Source organism: Streptomyces sp. NPDC050674, from assembly GCF_040654575.1.
Lineage (GTDB): Bacteria > Actinomycetota > Actinomycetes > Streptomycetales > Streptomycetaceae > Streptomyces.
This window is the reverse complement of the sequence record NZ_JBFAIG010000010.1, coordinates 158,851-177,854: the sequence shown is the minus strand read 5'-3', so window position 1 is coordinate 177,854 and position 19,004 is coordinate 158,851. Positions and strand designations below refer to the sequence as shown.

At 65.9% G+C, this 19,004-nt stretch carries 22 protein-coding genes and 1 pseudogene; 11 read left to right on the top strand and 12 right to left on the bottom strand.

The window, feature by feature from the left end; all coding sequences use genetic code 11:
• The first annotated feature begins 68 nt into the window (after nucleotides 1-68).
• Nucleotides 69-830, top strand: a complete 762-nt coding sequence (locus AB0I06_RS18730; protein WP_363119908.1) for a phosphoglyceromutase — start codon at nucleotides 69-71, stop codon at nucleotides 828-830.
• Between the two features lie 94 nt (nucleotides 831-924).
• Here AB0I06_RS18730 and AB0I06_RS18725 read toward each other — a convergent pair whose 3' ends face one another.
• The 3 genes from AB0I06_RS18725 to AB0I06_RS18715 form a co-directional block, all read right to left on the bottom strand.
• Nucleotides 925-1,104, bottom strand: a complete 180-nt coding sequence (locus AB0I06_RS18725; RefSeq protein ID WP_031113743.1) for a hypothetical protein — start codon at nucleotides 1,102-1,104, stop codon at nucleotides 925-927.
• Between the two features lie 479 nt (nucleotides 1,105-1,583).
• Nucleotides 1,584-2,837, bottom strand: a complete 1,254-nt coding sequence (locus tag AB0I06_RS18720; protein WP_363119907.1) for a tyrosine-type recombinase/integrase — start codon at nucleotides 2,835-2,837, stop codon at nucleotides 1,584-1,586.
• Nucleotides 2,837-3,052 carry a DNA-binding protein gene (locus tag AB0I06_RS18715; RefSeq protein ID WP_363120003.1) on the bottom strand — a complete coding sequence of 72 codons (216 nt, stop codon included), beginning with the start codon at nucleotides 3,050-3,052 and terminating at the stop codon, nucleotides 2,837-2,839. The genes AB0I06_RS18720 and AB0I06_RS18715 overlap by 1 nt, the downstream gene beginning before the upstream one ends.
• Here AB0I06_RS18715 and AB0I06_RS18710 point away from each other — a divergent pair.
• The 3 genes and pseudogenes from AB0I06_RS18710 to AB0I06_RS18700 form a co-directional block, all read left to right on the top strand.
• Nucleotides 2,961-3,250, top strand: a pseudogene (locus AB0I06_RS18710) (ATP-binding protein); the annotation flags it as partial. The gene AB0I06_RS18715 and the pseudogene AB0I06_RS18710 sit on opposite strands and share 92 nt — an antisense overlap.
• Nucleotides 3,251-3,312: 62 nt before the next feature.
• Nucleotides 3,313-3,591, top strand: coding sequence for a hypothetical protein (locus AB0I06_RS18705; RefSeq protein ID WP_363119906.1), 279 nt, complete (start codon nucleotides 3,313-3,315; stop codon nucleotides 3,589-3,591).
• Nucleotides 3,588-3,974, top strand: coding sequence for a hypothetical protein (locus AB0I06_RS18700; RefSeq protein ID WP_363119905.1), 387 nt, complete (start codon nucleotides 3,588-3,590; stop codon nucleotides 3,972-3,974). The genes AB0I06_RS18705 and AB0I06_RS18700 overlap by 4 nt, the downstream gene beginning before the upstream one ends.
• Before the next feature lie 665 nt (nucleotides 3,975-4,639).
• Here the strand turns inward: AB0I06_RS18700 and AB0I06_RS18695 are convergent.
• The 4 genes from AB0I06_RS18695 to AB0I06_RS18680 are packed head-to-tail and all read right to left on the bottom strand — an operon-like array spanning nucleotide 4,640 to nucleotide 8,922.
• Nucleotides 4,640-5,557, bottom strand: coding sequence for a hypothetical protein (locus tag AB0I06_RS18695; protein ID WP_363119904.1), 918 nt, complete (start codon nucleotides 5,555-5,557; stop codon nucleotides 4,640-4,642).
• 60 nt (nucleotides 5,558-5,617) lie between these two features.
• On the bottom strand, nucleotides 5,618-7,351 hold the full coding sequence (locus AB0I06_RS18690) for a diadenylate cyclase (protein ID WP_363119903.1): 1,734 nt from the start codon (nucleotides 7,349-7,351) through the stop codon (nucleotides 5,618-5,620).
• 51 nt (nucleotides 7,352-7,402) lie between these two features.
• Complete coding sequence (locus tag AB0I06_RS18685) at nucleotides 7,403-8,038, bottom strand: hypothetical protein (RefSeq protein WP_363119902.1); 636 nt, start codon at nucleotides 8,036-8,038, stop codon at nucleotides 7,403-7,405.
• Entirely contained in the window at nucleotides 8,035-8,922 is an 888-nt protein-coding gene (locus tag AB0I06_RS18680) for a nucleotidyltransferase (protein WP_363119901.1), read from the bottom strand. The genes AB0I06_RS18685 and AB0I06_RS18680 overlap by 4 nt, the downstream gene beginning before the upstream one ends.
• A 726-nt stretch (nucleotides 8,923-9,648) precedes the next feature.
• On the opposite strand from AB0I06_RS18680, the gene AB0I06_RS18675 reads away from it, so the two are divergent.
• Together AB0I06_RS18675 and AB0I06_RS18670 are read left to right on the top strand one after the other, a co-directional pair.
• Complete coding sequence (locus AB0I06_RS18675) at nucleotides 9,649-9,960, top strand: hypothetical protein (RefSeq protein ID WP_363119900.1); 312 nt, start codon at nucleotides 9,649-9,651, stop codon at nucleotides 9,958-9,960.
• A gap of 951 nt (nucleotides 9,961-10,911) precedes the next feature.
• Nucleotides 10,912-11,238, top strand: coding sequence for a GYD domain-containing protein (locus tag AB0I06_RS18670; protein WP_363119899.1), 327 nt, complete (start codon nucleotides 10,912-10,914; stop codon nucleotides 11,236-11,238).
• 81 nt (nucleotides 11,239-11,319) lie between these two features.
• Here the strand turns inward: AB0I06_RS18670 and AB0I06_RS18665 are convergent, their stop codons facing one another.
• Nucleotides 11,320-11,616, bottom strand: a complete 297-nt coding sequence (locus tag AB0I06_RS18665; protein WP_363119898.1) for a ribosomal protein L7/L12 — start codon at nucleotides 11,614-11,616, stop codon at nucleotides 11,320-11,322.
• 466 nt (nucleotides 11,617-12,082) lie between these two features.
• Here AB0I06_RS18665 and AB0I06_RS18660 point away from each other — a divergent pair, with 466 nt between their 5' ends.
• The 3 genes from AB0I06_RS18660 to AB0I06_RS18650 all read left to right on the top strand — a co-directional run bounded on the left by AB0I06_RS18660 (nucleotide 12,083) and on the right by AB0I06_RS18650 (nucleotide 14,162).
• Entirely contained in the window at nucleotides 12,083-12,313 is a 231-nt protein-coding gene (locus AB0I06_RS18660; protein WP_363119897.1) for a hypothetical protein, read from the top strand.
• Between the two features lie 248 nt (nucleotides 12,314-12,561).
• Nucleotides 12,562-12,969, top strand: a complete 408-nt coding sequence (locus AB0I06_RS18655) for a YciI family protein (protein WP_363120002.1) — start codon at nucleotides 12,562-12,564, stop codon at nucleotides 12,967-12,969.
• A gap of 8 nt (nucleotides 12,970-12,977) precedes the next feature.
• Nucleotides 12,978-14,162, top strand: a complete 1,185-nt coding sequence (locus AB0I06_RS18650) for a DUF6596 domain-containing protein (RefSeq protein ID WP_363120001.1) — start codon at nucleotides 12,978-12,980, stop codon at nucleotides 14,160-14,162.
• Nucleotides 14,163-14,255: 93 nt separating this feature from the next.
• Here the strand turns inward: AB0I06_RS18650 and AB0I06_RS18645 are convergent, their stop codons facing one another.
• The 3 genes from AB0I06_RS18645 to phoU all read right to left on the bottom strand — a co-directional run bounded on the left by AB0I06_RS18645 (nucleotide 14,256) and on the right by phoU (nucleotide 15,732).
• Nucleotides 14,256-14,507, bottom strand: coding sequence for an SCO4226 family nickel-binding protein (locus AB0I06_RS18645; RefSeq protein WP_363119896.1), 252 nt, complete (start codon nucleotides 14,505-14,507; stop codon nucleotides 14,256-14,258).
• Between the two features lie 165 nt (nucleotides 14,508-14,672).
• Entirely contained in the window at nucleotides 14,673-14,828 is a 156-nt protein-coding gene (locus tag AB0I06_RS18640; protein WP_167345925.1) for a hypothetical protein, read from the bottom strand.
• 202 nt (nucleotides 14,829-15,030) lie between these two features.
• Entirely contained in the window at nucleotides 15,031-15,732 is a 702-nt protein-coding gene (phoU, locus tag AB0I06_RS18635) for a phosphate signaling complex protein PhoU (protein ID WP_363119895.1), read from the bottom strand.
• 246 nt (nucleotides 15,733-15,978) lie between these two features.
• Between phoU and AB0I06_RS18630 the strand changes: the two genes are divergently transcribed.
• On the top strand, nucleotides 15,979-17,271 hold the full coding sequence (locus AB0I06_RS18630; RefSeq protein ID WP_363119894.1) for an ATP-binding protein: 1,293 nt from the start codon (nucleotides 15,979-15,981) through the stop codon (nucleotides 17,269-17,271).
• Complete coding sequence (locus AB0I06_RS18625) at nucleotides 17,268-17,948, top strand: response regulator transcription factor (RefSeq protein ID WP_030243122.1); 681 nt, start codon at nucleotides 17,268-17,270, stop codon at nucleotides 17,946-17,948. The genes AB0I06_RS18630 and AB0I06_RS18625 overlap by 4 nt, the downstream gene beginning before the upstream one ends.
• Nucleotides 17,949-18,110: 162 nt before the next feature.
• On the opposite strand, the gene AB0I06_RS18620 is transcribed toward AB0I06_RS18625, so the two are convergent.
• Nucleotides 18,111-18,785 (bottom strand): DUF461 domain-containing protein, encoded by a 675-nt coding sequence (locus tag AB0I06_RS18620; RefSeq protein WP_363119893.1) that lies wholly within the window; start codon nucleotides 18,783-18,785, stop codon nucleotides 18,111-18,113.
• Nucleotides 18,786-19,004 lie beyond the last annotated feature (219 nt).

The window sequence follows — 19,004 nt, the reverse complement described above, 5'->3', positions numbered from 1 at the left end:
ATCCCGTCAAACGTCCGCCAGCCGGGCAGCCACGCGAACGGGCGAAAGCGTGGATTACGCTCTGAGGCATGGCCGACGCACCGTACAAGCTGATCCTCCTCCGCCACGGCGAGAGCGAGTGGAACGCGAAGAACCTGTTCACCGGCTGGGTGGACGTGAACCTCAACGAGAAGGGCGAGAAGGAGGCAGTCCGCGGTGGCGAGCTCCTGAAGGACGCCGATCTCCTGCCCGACGTGGTCCACACCTCCCTTCAGAAGCGGGCGATCCGCACGGCCCAGCTGGCCCTGGAGGCCGCGGACCGCCACTGGATCCCGGTTCACCGTTCGTGGCGCCTGAACGAGCGCCACTACGGCGCCCTTCAGGGCAAGGACAAGGCGCAGACCCTCGCCGAGTTCGGCGAGGAGCAGTTCATGCTGTGGCGCCGCTCGTACGACACCCCGCCGCCGCCGCTGGACATCGACGCCGAGTACTCCCAGTTCGCCGACCCGCGCTACGCGACCCTGCCGCCGGAGCTGCGCCCGCGCACGGAGTGCCTGAAGGACGTCGTCGTCCGCATGCTCCCGTACTGGTTCGACGCGATCGTCCCCGACCTGCTGACCGGCCGCACGGTCCTGGTCGCGGCCCACGGCAACTCGCTCCGCGCCCTGGTCAAGCACCTGGACGGCATCTCCGACGCGGACATCGCGGGCCTCAACATCCCGACGGGCATCCCGCTCTCCTACGAACTGGACGCCGAGTTCAAGCCCCTGAACCCGGGCGGCACGTACCTGGACCCGCAGGCGGCAGCAGCGGCCATCGAGGCGGTCAAGAACCAGGGCAAGAAGAAGTAACGCGACGCCGAAAAGCCCCCCACCTGCGGTTTCCCTGCGGGTGGGGGGCTTTCCGCTGCCTTCGGCCTGGCCCGTCAGCTGCTGGATCGGGCCGTCAGGGGCGTCGGCGCCAGCGGCGGATGCGGATGTCGAGGGCGATCAGCAGAGCCGTCGGGATGACGATCTCGGCGGGGGCGCTGGCCCAGAGGGCGAGTGCACCGCCGGCCGTGCCGATGAGCGCGATCGGCAGGTCGCGGGGACAGATGTCGACGGTGACACCTGCGCGTGGGACCATGTGGCCTCCATGTGTGATCGGTTCCTGGCTAGGGTTTCCGAGCGCAGAAATGGAAGCGAATGCCGCCCCGGACCGGGCGGCATTCGCATGCTGCGGAAACTTTCCCATAGCCATCACGCGTGAACCAAACGCACAGCTAGGCGTCCCCTTGTCCGTTTGGATGGACAGATTGTCCGCGATCGTGGACAGTCGGAGCGCTCCGAAAACCTTGGAAGACTTCCCAAACTTTCCAATCTTTTCAGAGGCGTCCCGTGTCGCCTCGTCGGTCTTGTTGCCTCGTCCCACCTCGCTCTCCAGGAGCGTCGCCACCGTTGCTGTGTGCCAGCAGGGTCCCCGCTCCTGCTCCTGGTAAGGGGTAGGGATCTGGTTAACCGCTTAGCGGCGCCGATCGGCTTTACGGCTTCGCTCAGCGGCATTACTGGTTCGTCTTTACTGGTTTGGCATAACTGGTTAGGCATAACTGGTTAGGCGGCTCGGCATTACGGATTCCTTATCTGATCTGCGAGCGCATTGCTCGTCTCGTAGGTGCCCGCGATCGCCTTCCGGGTGCGCTCCTGGCTTGACGGCATGAGGTGCGCGTAGACCCGAAGCGTCAGCCCGGCATCCGAGTGGCCGAGGTACTCGGCCAGGGCCTTGATGTTCTCCCCAGCGTCAAGGAGCACCGAAGCGTAGAAGTGCCGAAGGGCGTGCATGCCGTTCTCACGAGACTCGACGTACGACTTACCGGGCTGCCGCTCGGGGATGACCCCGGCTGCAGCGAGCGCCCGCTTCCACACTTCCTCGTTGAGGGACGTACGACAGACATGCCCGCCACGAGGCCCGGTGAAGATCAGCCGCTTGGTCACCGAAGGCCCGTCGGCCACCTTCCACGGCAAGGTGATCTCGACCGGCGGGAATCGCTTCATGTGCAGCCGGAGCGCATCGCCAACCGGCTTGGGAAGCGGCACATCTCGCAGCTTGCCGCCCTTCGGCGGCGCGAACACCGCCTTGCTACGGCTCAGCTTCAGTTGCTGGACAACGTGCAGCGTGCCCGCCTCGAAGTCGATCGCGTCGACCGCGACGCCCAGGATTTCGCCCTGTCGCAGCCCGCATCCGGCGCCAAGGTCGACCATGGCCTGGAAGCGCTCAGGCATGCCGGCCCGGACGGCGAAGACACGTTCTGGCGTCCACGGGGTGACCCGTCTGTCGTCCACGGTCGGCGGCCGTACGGACCGAGCGGCGCAGGGATTCCGGGGAAGGTGCCCGTCGTCCACGGCGGCACTGAGCGCCGCGCGCACGTTGGAGTAGATCGTCCGGGCGTACGACCCATGGACCCCGTTCTCCTTGAGCCGCCTCAGCCAGTCGCGGATGTGCGCAGGCTGGAAGGAACCGAGAGGCCGCGTACTGAGGTACGGGTACGCGTGCAACCGAAGCTGCGACTCCATCGACGCCTGCGTGTTCGGGTCGGACGCGTGCGTGACCCACTCCTCGGCGTACTGCTGGAAGGTGATCCTGGCCGCGCGCGGGTCGATGTACTGCCCCCGCGCCATGTCCGCCTCGGTGTGCGCCAGCCACTGGTCAGCGAGCCGCTTTTGCCGATCCGGGAAGCTCTTCGACTTCTCCGTCCCGTCGGGCCCCACGTACCGGGCCCGGTAGCGCATGTCCGAGCCGTAACGCTCGGTCTTCACCTTGCGGGTCTTACCGTCCGCGCCGACCTCTGTCTTGTACCAGCGGTCTTGGATGTGTCCGGCCATCAGGCGGCCACCCCTTCACGCCGGGAGTCCACCCAGGCCAGCACATCGGCCGGGTCGAAGCGGAGATGCCGGCCAACACGGAAGCCACGAGGGCCGGTCCGCTTCCATTGCCACTGGTAGACCGTCTCGACGCTGGGCAGCTCGAACATCCATACGGCTAGCGGCACGGCATCCGGCAGCTTCCACCTGGCCTTGGCTGTCTCCCCGCAGGTCATCGCACTGTCCGTCACGGACGCCGGAGGCACCGGAACGTCCCCCAAGATCGAGCACCAGGACCAGGACTCCGAACACGGCCGAGAACTCGGCATGGTCACCGCACTCGCGCACCGGGTCGTGGTCCACAACAGCCAGGCCGCCACACGATCACCGCGGAACTCTTCGCGGTAGCGCGACCGGGAGGGAGCGCATGGTGACCACGGCCTCTCACGAACGCTTAGCCGCAGCAGAAGACAGCACTTGGTACCGCTGCTGGGCAGTGGCATACCCCGCGTACGAGACTCGCTCCATCCCCCTCGGAGCGCACAACACAGCGAGCCCGCGCCTTGCACTGCGCTGGCTGCGCGAGCGGACGAAGAACGTCACCGACCAACTCGACGCGGCGTACGGCCAGCCAGGACGCCACTGGTTGAACGACGAGCCCGAACACGAACGCGCACTCGCCTACCTCACCGAGGAAACCGCCTACCAACTCACCCTGCACGACGAGAACACCCGCTATGTGCTCGTGGCCTACCCACCGGGAGAGACCTCGTGACCGAACTCCCGCGCGGCTACTGGTGCGAGTGCTGGACCGAAGACCTCCCCCAGAGGGAACGGGTACTGCACGCATCGTTCGACGCCTACTCGGCACCGCAGGCAGACAGGTGGGTAGCGGTCGCCCTGCGCACCATCTCGCCAGCGCTCGACAGCGACGCCTGCGACAAGGCCTGGGGCTGGCTCTACAACGGCCGCATCGATACCCGACAAGCCCTCTTGCGCAGGGAACCTTGCGAAGTCTCCGTGACCCACGCCGACACCCGCATCACATGGGCGATCAGGCCAGTCACCTTCCTGCCGTTGGCCCACCGTCAAGGCGTCGATCTCCCAGACTGCGCACACAACTTCAAGCCTCACACCACAGTGTCTAGTCCTAGGTGATGCTTGACGTTCTGGTCCCAGCTGATGCTTGACGGTGGGCCCTAGACAACCCCTCACCACAGACTGAGTTACAACTTTTTCTACTGGTTCAAGGCGGCTCGCTCCGCTCACCGCGCGCGGCACGGCCCCCGGCCGAGCCTGCGCTCTTGTCTCCGCCCCGCTCCAGCCCGGCCGGCGCCCGTGCCGCGCACACAGCAATCAGCCGCCTGATGCCAGAGAAAGGGGTACGTCGTGGCTGGGGCGGTCGGCTCCGCGGCTTTACGGAGCCACTTTGGCGCGAGCCTCGAAGATCATGGCCCCAACGTCGTGCTTTACCGGGGAGGTCCACAGACTGCCCGACGCGCCAGAAGCTTACGGGGCCATGATCACTCGCGCCAAAGCAACGCCACCCCAAAGCCGCTCCACCGACCTCGGTTCGGGAGGTTCCCTTGAGAACACGGAGGTGACCCAGTGGGCCGCACCTGAGCTAAGGCCGTCTGTACGTAGCTGGCTGGGCGATTCGTCGCTGCCAGCGACGACGCCCGGCCATACCCGGCCTGTGTTGGATCCTCTCTTGTTCTCTCGGCTCGCCTTAGCGGCCTGAGCCACGCCTGCTCGGTGGAGCAGGCTTTTTTAATTGGAATCTACAACTTGCCATATCGGTCCACACCTAGGTAGGGGCATGACTAGTCCAGAAAATAGGTAGCCCATCTCGGCCACGGAACCTTTTTCCCGTCCATGCTGACACTGAGCCGATCACCTTCGGCACGCTTACTTGCGAAGGCATCCGCTAGCTCATCGCATGTCATGGGCCGGAAGATGCTAGGCAAGAACACCGTGTGCTCGCCCATAACAACGGCTACACATCGCAGCTCATCGGGATGATCCACCAATAGGACTCGGCGCTCTTCAGAAGGCGCATTGGAGTCACGAAGGATGTACGCCTGCGCAACGCTTATGTCCGGCTGCTGGAGCTGCTTCCTGTACGGCTCCATAACACCGCGGAAGATGTAGCTCCACCCCAGTGCCGCGAAGGCCGCCAAGTACGCTGCGCGAATCCAAGAGATGCGCGCGCGGGTTTCGTCAAAGCGTGTGTGGATCGTGAATGAGTGATTAGGCCTCGGATTCCCACTCTCAACGTATGCATCGAGGGCCTCGATGTGCGCGGCTTGCACCTTGGGATCGTTTTGCTTCGGAATCCCAAAAATCTGGACGCCGCTTTCGGTCCACTGAGCGGTGCCCCTGAGCGGAATGCCGTCGACGTGGGATGTCACCGGCAGCGGGCGGCCAGTCACCCTGCCACGCATGAAGTCCTCGGCGTCAGCCCGGGTTGCTGCGTGTGAGTCGAAGTCCGCGCCGGCGGTGTTGTTGCAGCGTTTACACGTCAGCAAGAGGGGGCGCCCACCGACACTCTTTGGAGGCACATCCTCGATGGTCAAGAGGCCAGCGGATACCGCTTCGCGGGGGTACGCCACCAAGCAGCAAGGGCAAGCGTAGAAGTCCTGACCTGCGGGGAGTACGTCGCCTAGGCCGAGCCGTTCAAGTACCTGTCGCAGCTTGGGCGCACCCTCATCGAACCACCTCAACCGCTTGTCCATGGTCATACAGCTTAGTGCGTCGCACCGACATCACACGGCCGTAACGTACCCGCAGATCAGCAACGGTCACAGCCAGTACGAATCATTCATCTCTGGATCGGACTCAAGGTCTGACTTGATAATTCGCAGGTTCCGGCTCTGCTTTTCCCATTCGTCCACTCGCACCCGGGCGCGATTCAAGGCTTCGCATTGAGCACCCGACAAGTAGAAACGAAACGATTTCACTGTATCCCAAGTCTCGTTACACTCCTTGATATTGAGCGACTCTGCCGAGGCAACAGCAAAATACCGTTCAACAGCCTCCATCACGATCTGCTTTTCGATGCGTGGATGCAATTGCGGCAAGATATTGATTACACCGTCCGAGCTGTAGACGATTACGATCGCCGGGGGGCGCTCACTGTCGAGGTATCGAACGGCATTGTTGAAGCGACTGCCGCGAGCTGGATCGCCTCTGCCATGTGCAGTGCCATCGAGAATTACGCCGATCGCATGACATCGACCTTGCGGGTCAACGAGCACCGCTCCATCCATGTCTGTCAGCTGCGTCAACAGCTGGGAAGTTAGCCGAGTCGGCTCGATTGACCATGACTGTGGCGATAGGCGTTCAGCTTCGCCCGCAGCATCACCCGAGATGATAAGCATCGCCCCATGCCTATGGCTGCTGGCGGCTTGTGCAGCTTCCCGTAGTGCATCCTGGTCGGCTTCAGAAAAGAGGCGACTCACGAGATCTGCCAAATAATCTTCATCAAGCATAGGCGTCGGCAAATGCGGAATGCCGTCCCGCACAATCAATAGCGCTTTACCCGCATGCGAGAACTCCCAAACGCCACGTGCTGTGAAGCTGACGGAAAACACCGTTTCGCTATCAGCGTCATAGTCAGGCTTCACCACCCCAAGTCCGTAGACACTGTCGCCGTCTGACAGCAGGTCCGATTGAGATCCGCTGGCCTCAAGAAGCTTTCGCACGGCCGGCACGTTACGCATCTTCACTGGGTGCTTAAGTCTGAGGAACACTTCAATAGCTGGATCATCCTGCTGCGCGATGACGAGTCGCCCCGCTCCCGGCCGCCCCTCATAAGGCAGAGCAGAGAGACCGCTCATCAGCAAATGGTTCTCGCTACCAAACCAAAAACCAGCGCAATACAGCATGGAGCGGACCATTGATTCAGTGGCACTCCTTACAATCTCGTCCCCGCTCTCCGGCAAAGAACCTGAGCCCGCACCAGGAATATAGAGAACTCGGGCTGAACGTCCAAGGACCTCTCGAATTACAGCATGCACCAACGACTGATACACATGGAAGCGGTCGCGTTCTTCAGTCTTAATCTGAGGAACTTTGTTGAGAGCGGCCTCATCGACGCTTATAACCGTGTGTACTTCGTAGTCACCCACTCGGATTGATCCACTCGCAAAGAATTTTCTCCCTTGCTCTCGCGGCATCGCCTCAAAGGCTTCTTCCAGTGCTTTTGCACGCATCCTGTCGCGTAGCTCCTGATGGCGCTGTTCATGCACATGAGCGACGCTGTGGATCATATTGCGATCTGGATGACTTGCGTACAGCTCGGCCGCTCTTCGCCTTACCTGCGCCAATTCATCGGGCGAGTAGGGGCCATCTTCAGGCTCAATGCATACATCAAATTCATGTTCACCAGCAGCCTTGAAGCCAACGAGTACCACATCAGGATTCCCAGCGAAGCCGATTGCTTCAAGGGCCATCTCGACTCGAACCTTTACCGAGATTCTGAAGTGGGGTTGATAGGCCCACATGAACTGTCTGATGTAAAGTCCTTCCCCCATGATCCATTCACTCCTCAATGCACAATAACCGCAACTTAACGGTGCCCGGCCTCAGGCGGTCTCTCTGAAGAGTTCAGCCGCCTCGGCGAAGTCATCTGCTAGGTTCTTCTTATCCCGCTCCACAAAATCCAGCTCGCCCTTGCTGTCGCGGTCGGTCCAGTAGTGGCCCTTCAGGCGCCTCGCCGGATTGCCTGATACATCAAACACGGTTGATCCATGGTGAATTCGGCTGCGGTGCTCGACACGCAAATCAGGCTTGTTGAGATACATATAGGTCAACATGACAGACCCATCGACCTCCGACACATTGGCCAAGGCGGATGTGGACTTCGACTCGTCAGTCATCAGCTTTATAGAAACCATTGAGGCGGTCTGTTGCACCACAAGGTAGACAGTTTTCGGCGATGGGCTACTTCCAGTTGCCGGATCAACCCAGAAAGACGTGAGAGTCCCCTTCCAAGTCCCACGGAGGCTACGCGGGATTCCCACTCCCGGGATTTTCTGAATCCAAGTAAGTCGCCATAGCCAGAAATCCCATACGTTGAACAAGACCGTGCACGCAAAGACGGCAGTCGAAAAGAGCTTGAGCGTGCTCCAATCAGGCTTCCCGTCATGCACCCATGCGCTAACCATGAAGATTCCGACGACTACCCCAACGATGACGCGTATGGCGATCGTCTTTTTCATGAGGCGTATCCCAGATAGTTCCAAGCAGCTTTCACGAAGTCACGTCCGTCCTGACGGCTCCAGTCCTGAGCGCCGTGGAAGAGATACTTGCATTCGCTTACCTCTAGCCATCGCTCCGATTCTATGGACGGCTCATCGCCCTCAAGCTCCTGCCAGATGTGCAGAATGATGCCTTCAACCGTTTTGATCCAAGTTGCCTCAAGGAAGACACTGTCTGGACAGTTGTACACAAGACACTCAACGAAGAATGAAGGAACCTCGCGGTGGATGCCTTCTGCCACCATTGCGTTCTCGACACGCTTCATGATCCGAACAGCCTTTTTATAATACTGTTTACTGCGGGTGTTCTTCGCCCGACCATTCTCCAGCTGCTGCTTGGGATAGTTCACCAGAGAGTTGCCGTTCTTCTTGAAGACCTTGGCGCCCTCTCGGTAATTGCTCGACGAAAAGTAGTACTGGTAGACGAAGCAAGGCACGACATCGGCATCTACCCTCGCGCTGCTGGAATGGATGCGGAATGCCGTCGATCCCGAGGAGTCGACTTGACTGGGAAACTTAGCCTTCAGTGCCGTTTCCAACTCTGCCCGTAGTTTTGCCGGCGTCCAGATCCCCTCGTAAGACCCGCTCGGCGGATGTGCACCCTTGGTTGCCTCGTCCCAGTACACAGCCTCACCGCATTGCACAGCGATATCAACGTCACTATCAGCCTTGACGTTGGTGTTGTTTGCGTAAGATCCTTTAGCGTAAACACTCAGGTCGCAGCCGTCGAACGCGGCGTGTTCCTTGATTGCCTCACGAATCATCCGCTCAGTGCGGTCTTGCTTATCCTGCTCCGTTGCGCTGGACGGACCAGTCCAGCCGCTCAATTTTTCTTCCAGCGTCATTCAGTCTCCCCGTTAGATTCTGGAATTATAAGACTTGTCGCAATTTCTGCCAAGAGTTACTCAGGTTGAACTCGTGGAACCCGGTGCCCGTGACGGTTCTTGATCGCTGCGGTCGGCGTCCTCATGCGGTAGGCGCGTGGGGGCGGACTGACGCCCAGGGAACAGGAGAAGAGCTGGACATTTCGGAAGCTGGCCGCGCGCAGGTGGACACTATCTCGGGGTACTGACAGACGGCGGCGGTGTGAATGGGAGCCACAGGCGTACTCTCCCGCTCTTCTGGCACGGGACACTGCTGGCGTCGAGGGCCGTGGTCCGGCGCCAACCTGGGGCCGTCCCTGGGCCGGCCGAGACCGGCCAACGCCGACAGATGACAACAGTCGTCCACTCCGAGAGACCTTGCAGCGCGCTGAGGTCGATTGACCGAGCCGGTGCGGGCCGCCCGGCGTGAGTGTCTAACTGCGTGACAACGCCGACGAACACCGGCGGACGAGCGCGGATGCCTGCGGACCACCAGTGCAGGTGACGGGCACTTCAACCCAAGGCGCGACTACCGCCCGAGTTGCTTCGGGACGAAGGGGTCCCGGAGCCAGCGGCACCAGTCCAGACACCTTGGCGTTTAGTGCACGACCGCCAACTTCCACAACCCGTGGTGCTCCGCACCTTCGTCCCCTAACGTTCATTCATGCTCGCGAGCTGGGCGGGCACTTCACGTATGGGGGAGAGTGCGTGATTAGAGATCTGATCTTCGTCGAGACGGCGCGTGCGCAGTTCGATGCGTTGGCCAAGCGACACCAGGTCGATGTCAGCGAGGCGTTACTGAAGATCATTCAGGAGGAAACCCGCAGCGGAGTGTGGCGGCATGCAGACAATCGGCGGCTGACGGTCACTTACTCCGTGCACCCAAGCGGCGCGATCGTGGTGAGGGAGATCAACACGGCCCCCGCCAGCCCGGCCAGACGCGGGCAGCCCTACATGGGGATGGAGATGCGACACGAGGGTGGTGGACGCTGGATCCACATGAATCCTCACGAGGAGTAGTCTTCGACAGCAACCCTTCAGCCGAGGCTTCGGGGCGAAGAAGTCCGTGCCAGACCCGTGCCAGATCGAGGGAACCGCGGGAACACCGGGGAACCAGTCGACCGCCCACCAGGTGCCGACGGCGCTCCGCCACAGGTCAGTGCGGTAGTCGTCCCTAAAAGACCCAAGCTTCCCAAGCTGATGGCTCCATATGCGGAACTCAGCAGCCTTCGCCAGCAGTTGCTCCACAGCCGCCCCTGCCCGCGCACGCTCTGCCAGACTCCCTGCATGGGGCATTGCGCTGGGGTGACACGGCAGGGGCGAGCGTGCGGAAACCCCGCCGGACGGAACGGCTACTGCCATCTGCACGGTGGTGGAGGCCGACGAAACCGAAGCCCACGTGTCTCTACTCCTCCCAGGCTTCCGCGCATGCCGGCGCGTCCGGAACCGCAGCCACAAGGTAGGCGGAGAGGCTGGTTCTGGTGGCTGCGGTGGCTCCTCCTGGGTTGGTTCGAGGTACTGCGCAACGCGGTAAGTCGGCGCTCATGACGGCGCTGGCTGGGCCGTCCCTGGGCCGTCCGAGGCCGCTCAACGGTGGCCAACGACGACCAATGACGACCACCCAGCCGCTCACGAACCGCGCCCTGACCAGCGAAAACCCAGCTAACCGAGATCCCCGACAACACCCAGGGCAAGAAGAAGTAACCAGAGCTGAAGAAGCCCCCTGCCTGCGGGTTGTCCGCGGGTAGGGGGCTTTTTGTTGGGCTTGGGCCGTCCGGGGCGACGCGCGAGCGACGGACTCGGATGTCGGGGAACAGCGGGGAGTGGCGGTGAGAAATGGTCGGGCGGCGGAGTCGCTCACGCAGTGGTCATGCCGGTCGTCATCCCGGCCATTCGAGGGAGATGCGCGCGGCCCCGGGGGCGTGTCGCACCTCGCGGGGGCATCCCTTGCTGGGACGAAAGGGAGACATCGTGCCGCTCTATCTGTCGAGGTTCAGCTATACGCCGGAGACTTGGGCGAGACTCATCGACCACCCCGAGGACCGTGCGAAGGCCGCTCAGTCGTACATCGAGTCCGTCGGCGGCAAGCTGCACGGCTTCTGGTACGCCTTCGGCGCCCGCGACGGCTACAACTTGTGGGAGGCCCCCGACAACGTCTCCATGGCCGCGGTCGCCCTGGCGATCAGCGGAGGCGGCGCGCTCAGCTCGTTCGAGACGACCGTTCTCCTGAGCATCGACGAAACCATGGAGGCCCTGCCCAAAGCCGGGCAAGTCCGGTACCGGGCCCCCGGCGCGTAGCGGTTCGGGTGGTCGGCGCCGACGAGCAACTCCCGGTTTCCGGGCCGTTCGAGGCCGCTCCGACCCCTGAACAGGTAGCGGTCAGGGCGAAGGGGCCGTGCGCTCACCGGGCTCCGGCTCCTGCCTCCACTCCGCTCCGGCTCCGGCGCTTTGGAGCACAGCGACAGCGGACTGAGCCTCGCCCGGAGACAGACCCCCAAGGAGGGTGACGGGCGCTTGGCGCGCCAGGTCCCGGCTGTGCCACAAGCTCTGCCCGGTCACCTTGCGCACCGCCAGGATCACATGCATCTCGAAGGGCCCGCAGTCGACGAGCACCACCTCGTGGGACGGGTCGTCGCAGAGCAGCGTGCAGTAGTCGGTGGACTCCTCGTCGGACATCTCGCCCTCCTGCCTCGGCGAACGCGAGCGTATGTGCCCTCGGGCGAGGCAGCCATGGCTTTTCGGGTGCGGTCGGGCCTCCTCGGCAGGAGGTTGGCGTACACCCGCCGAGCCAGGCCAGGGACGGTGTGGCCCAGGCATGCCGTTCTCGCGGGACTCCGTGTGACCGGCCCCACCCAGGCACGGCGAGCAGGCCCGCTCTCGCATGACCGGCGAGCGACCCCGGCCCTTCGCGCGCACCATGGAGGAAGCAGCAAGGAGGCGCGTCATGAGCAGGAAGCACCGCGCTTCGGAACCGCAGACATGGGGTCCACGCCCGCGCCACCCTCAAGGGGCGATGCCGCCGCCGGACGCCTGGCCGGGACCTCCACCTCAGGGCTCACCCCCTGGCCCGCCTCCGTATCAGGGCGGCGCCGCGCCCCCGCCGAGGAAGCGGCGCCGTGTCTTCCTGTGGGTCTTCCTCGCCGTGCAAGTCCTGTTCCTGGTCTGGGTCATCTGGGCTGCGACGAACGCCGGTGGGACACCCGCGGAATGCCGCGGACTGACGGGAGACGAACGGGAGCTGTGCAACGACGCGAACGACGTCGGGACCACGATCGGGGTCGGCTTGCTGATCGGACTGTGGGCCGTCACGGACTTCATCCTCGCCCTGACGTACCTGATCTACCGGCTCGCCAACCGCCCGCCTCGGTACTGAGGCACACTCACCTCAGTCCAGCCGGAGGAGCACCGCCTCGTCCGACCGGCACTGCAACCATGCCGATCTCCTGCGCGAACGGATCGACGGTCGCGTCGGGCAGTGAGACGTACGCGCCGCCGAGCCGGACAGCGGGTCGGAAAAAGACCCGAAAAAAACTTCGGCGGCGATGTCGAGAACCCGCGTCCGGCTCCGTCCCCGGGGTGAAGGCGGCCAAGATGGGTCGCACCAGCACCGAGGAGACGACGATGGCCAAGTACCTGCTGCTGAAGCACTACCGCGGCGCCCCGGCACCGGTGAACAACGTGCCCATGGACCAGTGGGCGCCCGAGGAGATCTCGGCGCACGTGCAGTACATGAACGACTTCGCGGCCCGGCTCGAGAAGACCGGCGAGTTCGTCGACGGCCAGGCGCTCGCCCCCGAGGGAGCGTGGGTCCGCTACGACGGTGAGGGGCGCCCGCCGGTCACCGACGGCCCGTTCGCGGAGACCAAGGACCTCATCGCCGGCTGGATGATCATCGACGTCGACAGCTACGACCGTGCCGTCGAACTGGCCGGGGAACTGTCGGCGGCCCCCGGGGCGGGCGGGAGGCCGATCCACGAGTGGCTCGAGGTGCGTCCCTTCCTGACCGCGCACCCCACCATCACGGAGTGAACCCACTCATGGACGAGGCACTGCTCCGCCGCCTCACCCCGAGCGTGCTCACGATCCTCGTCCGCCGCGGAGCCGACTTCGCGGCGGCCGAGGACGCCGTGCAGGAGGCGCTGATCGAGGCGCTGCGCGTGTGGCCGACCGGCTCTTCCCCGGGCTCTCGGCCCGACTCCGGCAAGGGAGACCCCGTTCGGGACCCGAAGGGCTGGCTGGTCACCGTCGCCTGGCGCAAGTTCCTCGACCACACGCGGGCGGACAGCGCCCGCCGCCGGCGTGAGGACCTGGTCGTCGAGGAGCCGGCGCCCGGGCCGGCGCCCGACGTGGACGACACACTCCAGCTCTACTTCCTGTGCGCCCACCCCTCGCTCACGCCGTCGTCGGCGGTCGCGCTCACCCTGCGCGCCGTCGGCGGTCTCACCACCCGGCAGATCGCCCGGGCGTACCTCGTCCCCGAGGCGACCATGGTGCAGCGCATCAGCCGGGCCAAGCGCACCGTCTCCGGTGTGCGGTTCGACCAGCCCGGCGATGTCACCACCGTGCTGCGCGTGCTCTACCTGGTCTTCAACGAGGGTTACTCCGGCGACGTCGACCTCGCCGCCGAGGCCATCCGGCTCACCCGGCAGCTCGCGGCCCGCATCGACCACCCCGAGGTGGCCGGGCTGCTCGCCCTCATGCTGCTCCACCACGCCCGGCGCGCCGCCCGTACCGCGCCCGACGGCAGCCTGGTCCCGCTCGCCGAGCAGGACCGCGGCCGGTGGGACACGCGTCTGATCGCCGAGGGCGTCGCGATCCTCCAGGCGGCCCTCGCCCGTGACCGGCTGGGCGAGTTCCAGGCGCAGGCCGCCATCGCGGCCCTGCACGCCGACGCGCCGACCGCCGAGGAGACCGACTGGGTGCAGATCGTCGAGTGGTACGACGAGCTGCTGCGCCTGACGGACAGCCCGGTCGTGCGGCTCAACCGCGCGGTGGCCGTCGGCGAGGCCGACGGGCCGCGTGCCGGCCTCGCGGCACTCGCGGCCCTGGACGACTCGCTGCCCCGCCACACCGCGGTGGCGGCCTACCTCCACGAACGCGACGGCGACCTGGACACGGCGGCCCGCCTGTACAGCGAGGCGGCCCGGAAGGCTCCCCACCTCGCCGAACGCGACCACCTGACCCGTCAGGCGGCCCGCCTCAACGCCGCCCTACGCCGCTGACGGGCCCCGTGCCGCGCATCGACCCCACCGCACATCGACCTCACCGCCCGTCAGCGCACCACAATCAGTGCACCCCAATCACCGCTCCGTACGTCACCGCACGATCAACGGCACGGGGTGCACCTCGTCCGCCTTGTGCCCGGCGCGCTCGTGGATGCGCTGGACCGCTTCGGCCGAGGGGGCCTCGGAGAGGCAGTAGACATGGCCGGACTCCGGGTCCGCCCAGGCCATCTCGAAGTGGACCTGCTCGTCCTTCTCTATCGCGAGGTCCGCGTTGTGGGCTTCACGCAGCTGTTCCTCCGTGATGCCTTCCATGCCGCGATGGACATCCATGAACTTGGGCATGCCTCGCGTCTCCTTCCCGGCACGGCGCTCGCCCGCGCCGTCTTGCCTCCCTCTCATGCTCCGCCCGTACGGCCGCCCGGGCGACCCCGGATCCCGGGGCCGCACGCCGAGGGGCCCCGGCGACACGGCCGGGGCCCCACAGGTCGTACGGGCAAAGCGTCGGCGTCAGCCGCACTGGCAGGGGCTGCCCGACTGGCAGCCGCAGCCGCAGCCCGAGCCGCAGCCGCACGCGGCGATCAGGGGCAGGCTCCTGATCTCGGCGGGCTGTTCGGTCTCACGCTGCCGGGCGGGGTCGGGCGTGGTGCTGGGGGATTCGGCCATGGGTCCCTCCTCGAGGCTGGTGCCTGTGCCCATTGGATGCCCCGGCAGCTGGGCGCATCAACGGCGCACTGAGGCGCCCGCGCGCCCAGACCGCCCCCGACCGTCCCCGGGCCCCGCCCCCGACCGGTGCCGCCAGTGCTCCCGGCCCCGACACCGACCCGCCCCGTCAGGCGCTCCCGGCCCCCGGCACCGACCCGCCCCGTCAGGCGCTCTCGGCCCCCGGCACCGCCTGGATCTCCGGCTGCGCGTCCGTCTGGAGCTCGTCCGCGTGCTCGCCCGTCACCAGGTACACCACGCGCTTGGCTACCGACACGGCGTGGTCGGCGAACCGCTCGTAGTAGCGGCCGAGCAGCGTGACGTCCACGGCCGTCTCGATGCCGTGCTTCCAGCGGTCGTCCATCAGGTGCTGGAAGAGCGTGCGGTGCAGCAGGTCCATCTCGTCGTCGTCCTGCTCCAGCTGGAGCGCCAGGTCGACATCCTTGGTGATGATCACCTCGGCGGCCTTCGCCATCAGGCGCTGCGCGAGCTGGCCCATCTCCAGGATCGTGGCGTGCAGGTCGCTCGGGACAGCGCGGTCCGGGTAGCGCAGGCGCGCGAGCTTCGCCACGTGCTGGGCGAGGTCACCCGAGCGCTCCAGATCGGCCGACATGCGCAGCGACGTGACGACGATGCGCAGGTCCGTCGCCACCGGCTGCTGCCGCGCCAGCAGGGCTATGGCCCGGGCCTCCAGGTCGTGCTGGAGCTCGTCGACCCTCTGGTCGGCCTCGATGACGTTCTCGGCCAGCTTCAGGTCGGAGTCGAGCATGGCGGTCGTGGCGCGCCCGATCGCCGACCCGACCAGCCGGGCCATCTCCACCAGACCGTCGCCGATCGAGTCCAGTTCCTCGTGGTACGCGTCCCGCATCAGGCTTCCCTCTCGTACGTCTTCACTCGGGGGTCCAAGGGCCGGGGTCCACCGGACAACCGGCGGTACGACCGTCGTACTACCAACGGTCCGAACCCCACGCTCCCACGTTCCGGCCTGTACGCGTCCGTTTCCGGCATCCCAAATGAACCAATACTGGCTCCAAGGTGAACTCTGGGCGACGAGTGTTCGAGCTCGCACCCCGACGGCTGTGGAGGGTGCCCGAGCCATGCCTAACCTGGGTGCATGGACGTGAACGCGGCGGTCGCCGCAGCGGCAGCGATCGCCGGGGTGCTCACCGGCGTCATCGCCATGCTCGCGTTCCGCTGGAGTGAGCGCGAGCAGAAGCGCCCCACCCGCAGCTCCCTGCACACCGACGCGGTCCTTCCGCCCGGCGTGGACACGGTCCTGTCGGTCCTGCGATCGTCCGCCGTCGTCCTCGACGAGGCGGACGCCGTGGTCAAGGCCAGCTCGGCGGCGTACGCCCTCGGCCTGGTGCGCGGCGGCAAGCTCGCCGTCGAGCCGATGCTGCAGATGGCCCGGGACACCAGGCGGGACGGCGAGATACGCCAGGTCGAGCTGGACCTGCCACGGCGCGGCACCGGACGCGGAGAGGCCCTGGCCGTCTCCGCGCGGGTCGCGCCGCTCGGCTCCCGGCTGGTGCTGCTGCTCGTGGAGGACCTGACCGAGGCCCGCCGCATCGAGGCGGTCCGGCGCGACTTCGTCGCCAACGTGAGCCATGAGCTGAAGACGCCGGTCGGTGCCCTCTCGCTGCTCTCCGAGGCCGTCATGGACGCCTCCGAGGACCCCGAGGCGGTCGAGCGGTTCGCCGGGCGCATGCAGATCGAGGCCACCCGGCTCACCAGCCTGGTGCAGGAGCTCATCGACCTCTCCCGGGTGCAGAACGACGACCCGCTGGAGGACGCCGAGCCGGTCCGGGTCGACGAGCTCGTCGCCGAGGCCGTCGACCGCTGCCGGCACCAGGCCGGTGCCAAGCAGATCACCATGGCCGCCGGTGGCGCCGCCGACCTGCACGTCTGGGGAAACCGCGGCCAGCTCGCCGCCGCCCTGGGCAACCTCGTCGAGAACGCCGTCAACTACTCACCCGCCCGCACCCGCGTCGGCATAGCGGCCCGCAGGGTGAACGCACCCGGCGGGGAACACATCGAGATCGCCGTCACCGACCAGGGCATCGGCATCTCCGACAAGGACAAGGAGCGCATCTTCGAGCGCTTCTACCGCGTCGACCCGGCCCGCTCCCGTGCCACCGGCGGCACAGGACTGGGACTGGCGATCGTGAAGCACGTGGCCGCCTCGCACGGCGGGGAGGTCACGGTGTGGAGCGCCGAAGGCCAGGGCTCCACCTTCACCCTGCGGCTGCCGGAGGCCGGTGCGCCCCGCGATCGCGCCCATCAGCAGCCCGCCCGAGAGACACGCGCAGGAGGCGCGGGCCTCGACGTGGAGGCCGGGCGGTACACCCCTGAATCCCCCGAATCGAACGCGTACGAAACGCTTCCCGCCCCGGAGGTCCTTCCGTGACCCGTGTGCTCGTCGTCGAGGACGAGGAGTCCTTCTCCGACGCCCTGTCGTACATGCTCCGCAAGGAGGGCTTCGAGGTCGCCGTCGCGACCACCGGGCCCGACGGACTCGACGAGTTCGAGCGCAACGGCGCCGACCTCGTCCTCCTCGACCTGATGCTGCCCGGCCTGCCGGGCACGGAGGTCTGCCGTCAGCTGCGCGGCCGCTCCAACGTCCCCGTCATCATGGTGACCGCCAAGGACAGCGAGATCGACAAGGTCGTCGGGCTGGAGATAGGAGCCGACGACTACGTCACCAAGCCGTTCTCCTCGCGCGAGCTGGTCGCGCGCATCCGGGCCGTGCTGCGCCGCCGCGGCGAGCCGGAGGAGGTCACCCCGGCCGCCCTGGAGGCGGGCCCGGTCCGCATGGACGTGGACCGGCACGTGGTCACGGTCGGCGGCACCAAGATCGACCTGCCGCTGAAGGAGTTCGACCTGCTGGAGATGCTGCTGCGCAACGCCGGCCGCGTCCTGACCCGCATGCAGCTCATCGACCGCGTCTGGGGCGCCGACTACGTCGGTGACACCAAGACCCTCGACGTCCACGTCAAGCGTCTGCGCGCCAAGATCGAGCCGGACCCGGGCGCTCCGCGCTACCTGGTGACGGTCCGCGGCCTGGGCTACAAGTTCGAGCCGTAGGCCGGCCGCGCACGACGGCGAAACGAAGGGCGGGACCTCTCTTCGGAGAGGTCCCGCCCTTCGTTCTGTGCTGTTCAGGGCCCGCGCACTGCGCAGGACCCTGCGCGTTGCTCAGCGCCCGCTACGGCTCAGCGCCCGCTACGGCTCAGCGCCCGCTACGGCTCAGTGGCCGGCGCTCGCGCTCGCCGACGCCGCGTCGGTCGGCGTGCCGGACGCCTCGTGACCGCCCGGCTTCGCACCGGCGGCGGGGCTCTCCGACTCGCCCTCGGCCGGCGAACCGGACGCGGAGGCGGACGGGGACGCGGAGGTGCCCGGAGCGGCCGGGACCTCGGTGGGGCCCCACTCCTTGAAGTAGTGCTCGGCGGGCACGACGAACGCGCTCAGGCTCACGGCGCCGGTCTTGCTGAAGGTGAAGGTGACCTTCTGGGCGTTGCCGTCCTGCACCGCCTCACGGCTGCTCGGCAGCATCGCCGTGGCGTTGTCCTTGCCGCCGACGACCAGCGAGCCGCCGGGCGGGATGCTGAGGCTGCCGCCCTTGGCCGGCTTGAGCTCGGCGGTCTTGCCGGTGCCGGGCAGGGTGATGGACTCCAGCGTCTCGGCGCTGGAACCGGAGTTGAAGAAGGTCGCGGAGATCGCGGCCGGGCCGGTCGATTCGAGATCGGGCTGCGTGATCACGATCGCGTTCTGGACCTTGATGTCGCCGACGCTCGTCGCCGCGTTGTCCGGCTTGATCTCCAGGGTCTGGGCGTTGTTGCCGGCGCCGCACGCGGCGAGCGAGGCGATCGAGAACGCGGTGACGGCGGCGGCGAGGGCACCGCGTCGAAGGCTGCTGCTCACGGCGGAGGCAACTCCTTGACTCGAGCGGAGCGGCCGATAAAGCCGCCCTAAGTGTCTGTCAGCGGCCCTTAGGTTACCGAGCCGCCCTGGTCCGGCCGCACCCGACCCCCCGGCACCGGTGATCCCAGCTGAGTCGCACAGACTCCTGCGTCACATTGGCGCGGTGCTCGTCCGGCATTCACATAAGAGTCGAGGCCGGTCCCGCAAATCTTCCGTGAA

Bases quoted from the DNA above. Each gene is read 5' to 3' on its own strand.
- AB0I06_RS18680 (WP_363119901.1), bottom strand. From the start codon at position 8,922: ATGACGCTGGAAGAAAAATTGAGCGGCTGGACTGGTCCGTCCAGCGCA.
- phoU (WP_363119895.1), bottom strand. From the start codon at position 15,732: ATGCGGGACGCGTACCACGAGGAACTGGACTCGATCGGCGACGGTCTG.
- AB0I06_RS18640 (WP_167345925.1), bottom strand. From the start codon at position 14,828: ATGGCCGAATCCCCCAGCACCACGCCCGACCCCGCCCGGCAGCGTGAG.
- AB0I06_RS18720 (WP_363119907.1), bottom strand. From the start codon at position 2,837: ATGGCCGGACACATCCAAGACCGCTGGTACAAGACAGAGGTCGGCGCG.
- AB0I06_RS18730 (WP_363119908.1), top strand. From the start codon at position 69: ATGGCCGACGCACCGTACAAGCTGATCCTCCTCCGCCACGGCGAGAGC.
- AB0I06_RS18690 (WP_363119903.1), bottom strand. From the start codon at position 7,351: ATGGGGGAAGGACTTTACATCAGACAGTTCATGTGGGCCTATCAACCC.
- AB0I06_RS18665 (WP_363119898.1), bottom strand. From the start codon at position 11,616: ATGTCCGACGAGGAGTCCACCGACTACTGCACGCTGCTCTGCGACGAC.
- AB0I06_RS18630 (WP_363119894.1), top strand. From the start codon at position 15,979: ATGGACGTGAACGCGGCGGTCGCCGCAGCGGCAGCGATCGCCGGGGTG.
- AB0I06_RS18685 (WP_363119902.1), bottom strand. From the start codon at position 8,038: ATGAAAAAGACGATCGCCATACGCGTCATCGTTGGGGTAGTCGTCGGA.
- AB0I06_RS18695 (WP_363119904.1), bottom strand. From the start codon at position 5,557: ATGACCATGGACAAGCGGTTGAGGTGGTTCGATGAGGGTGCGCCCAAG.
- AB0I06_RS18725 (WP_031113743.1), bottom strand. From the start codon at position 1,104: ATGGTCCCACGCGCAGGTGTCACCGTCGACATCTGTCCCCGCGACCTG.
- AB0I06_RS18715 (WP_363120003.1), bottom strand. From the start codon at position 3,052: ATGACCTGCGGGGAGACAGCCAAGGCCAGGTGGAAGCTGCCGGATGCC.
- AB0I06_RS18650 (WP_363120001.1), top strand. From the start codon at position 12,978: ATGGACGAGGCACTGCTCCGCCGCCTCACCCCGAGCGTGCTCACGATC.
- AB0I06_RS18655 (WP_363120002.1), top strand. From the start codon at position 12,562: ATGGCCAAGTACCTGCTGCTGAAGCACTACCGCGGCGCCCCGGCACCG.
- AB0I06_RS18645 (WP_363119896.1), bottom strand. From the start codon at position 14,507: ATGCCCAAGTTCATGGATGTCCATCGCGGCATGGAAGGCATCACGGAG.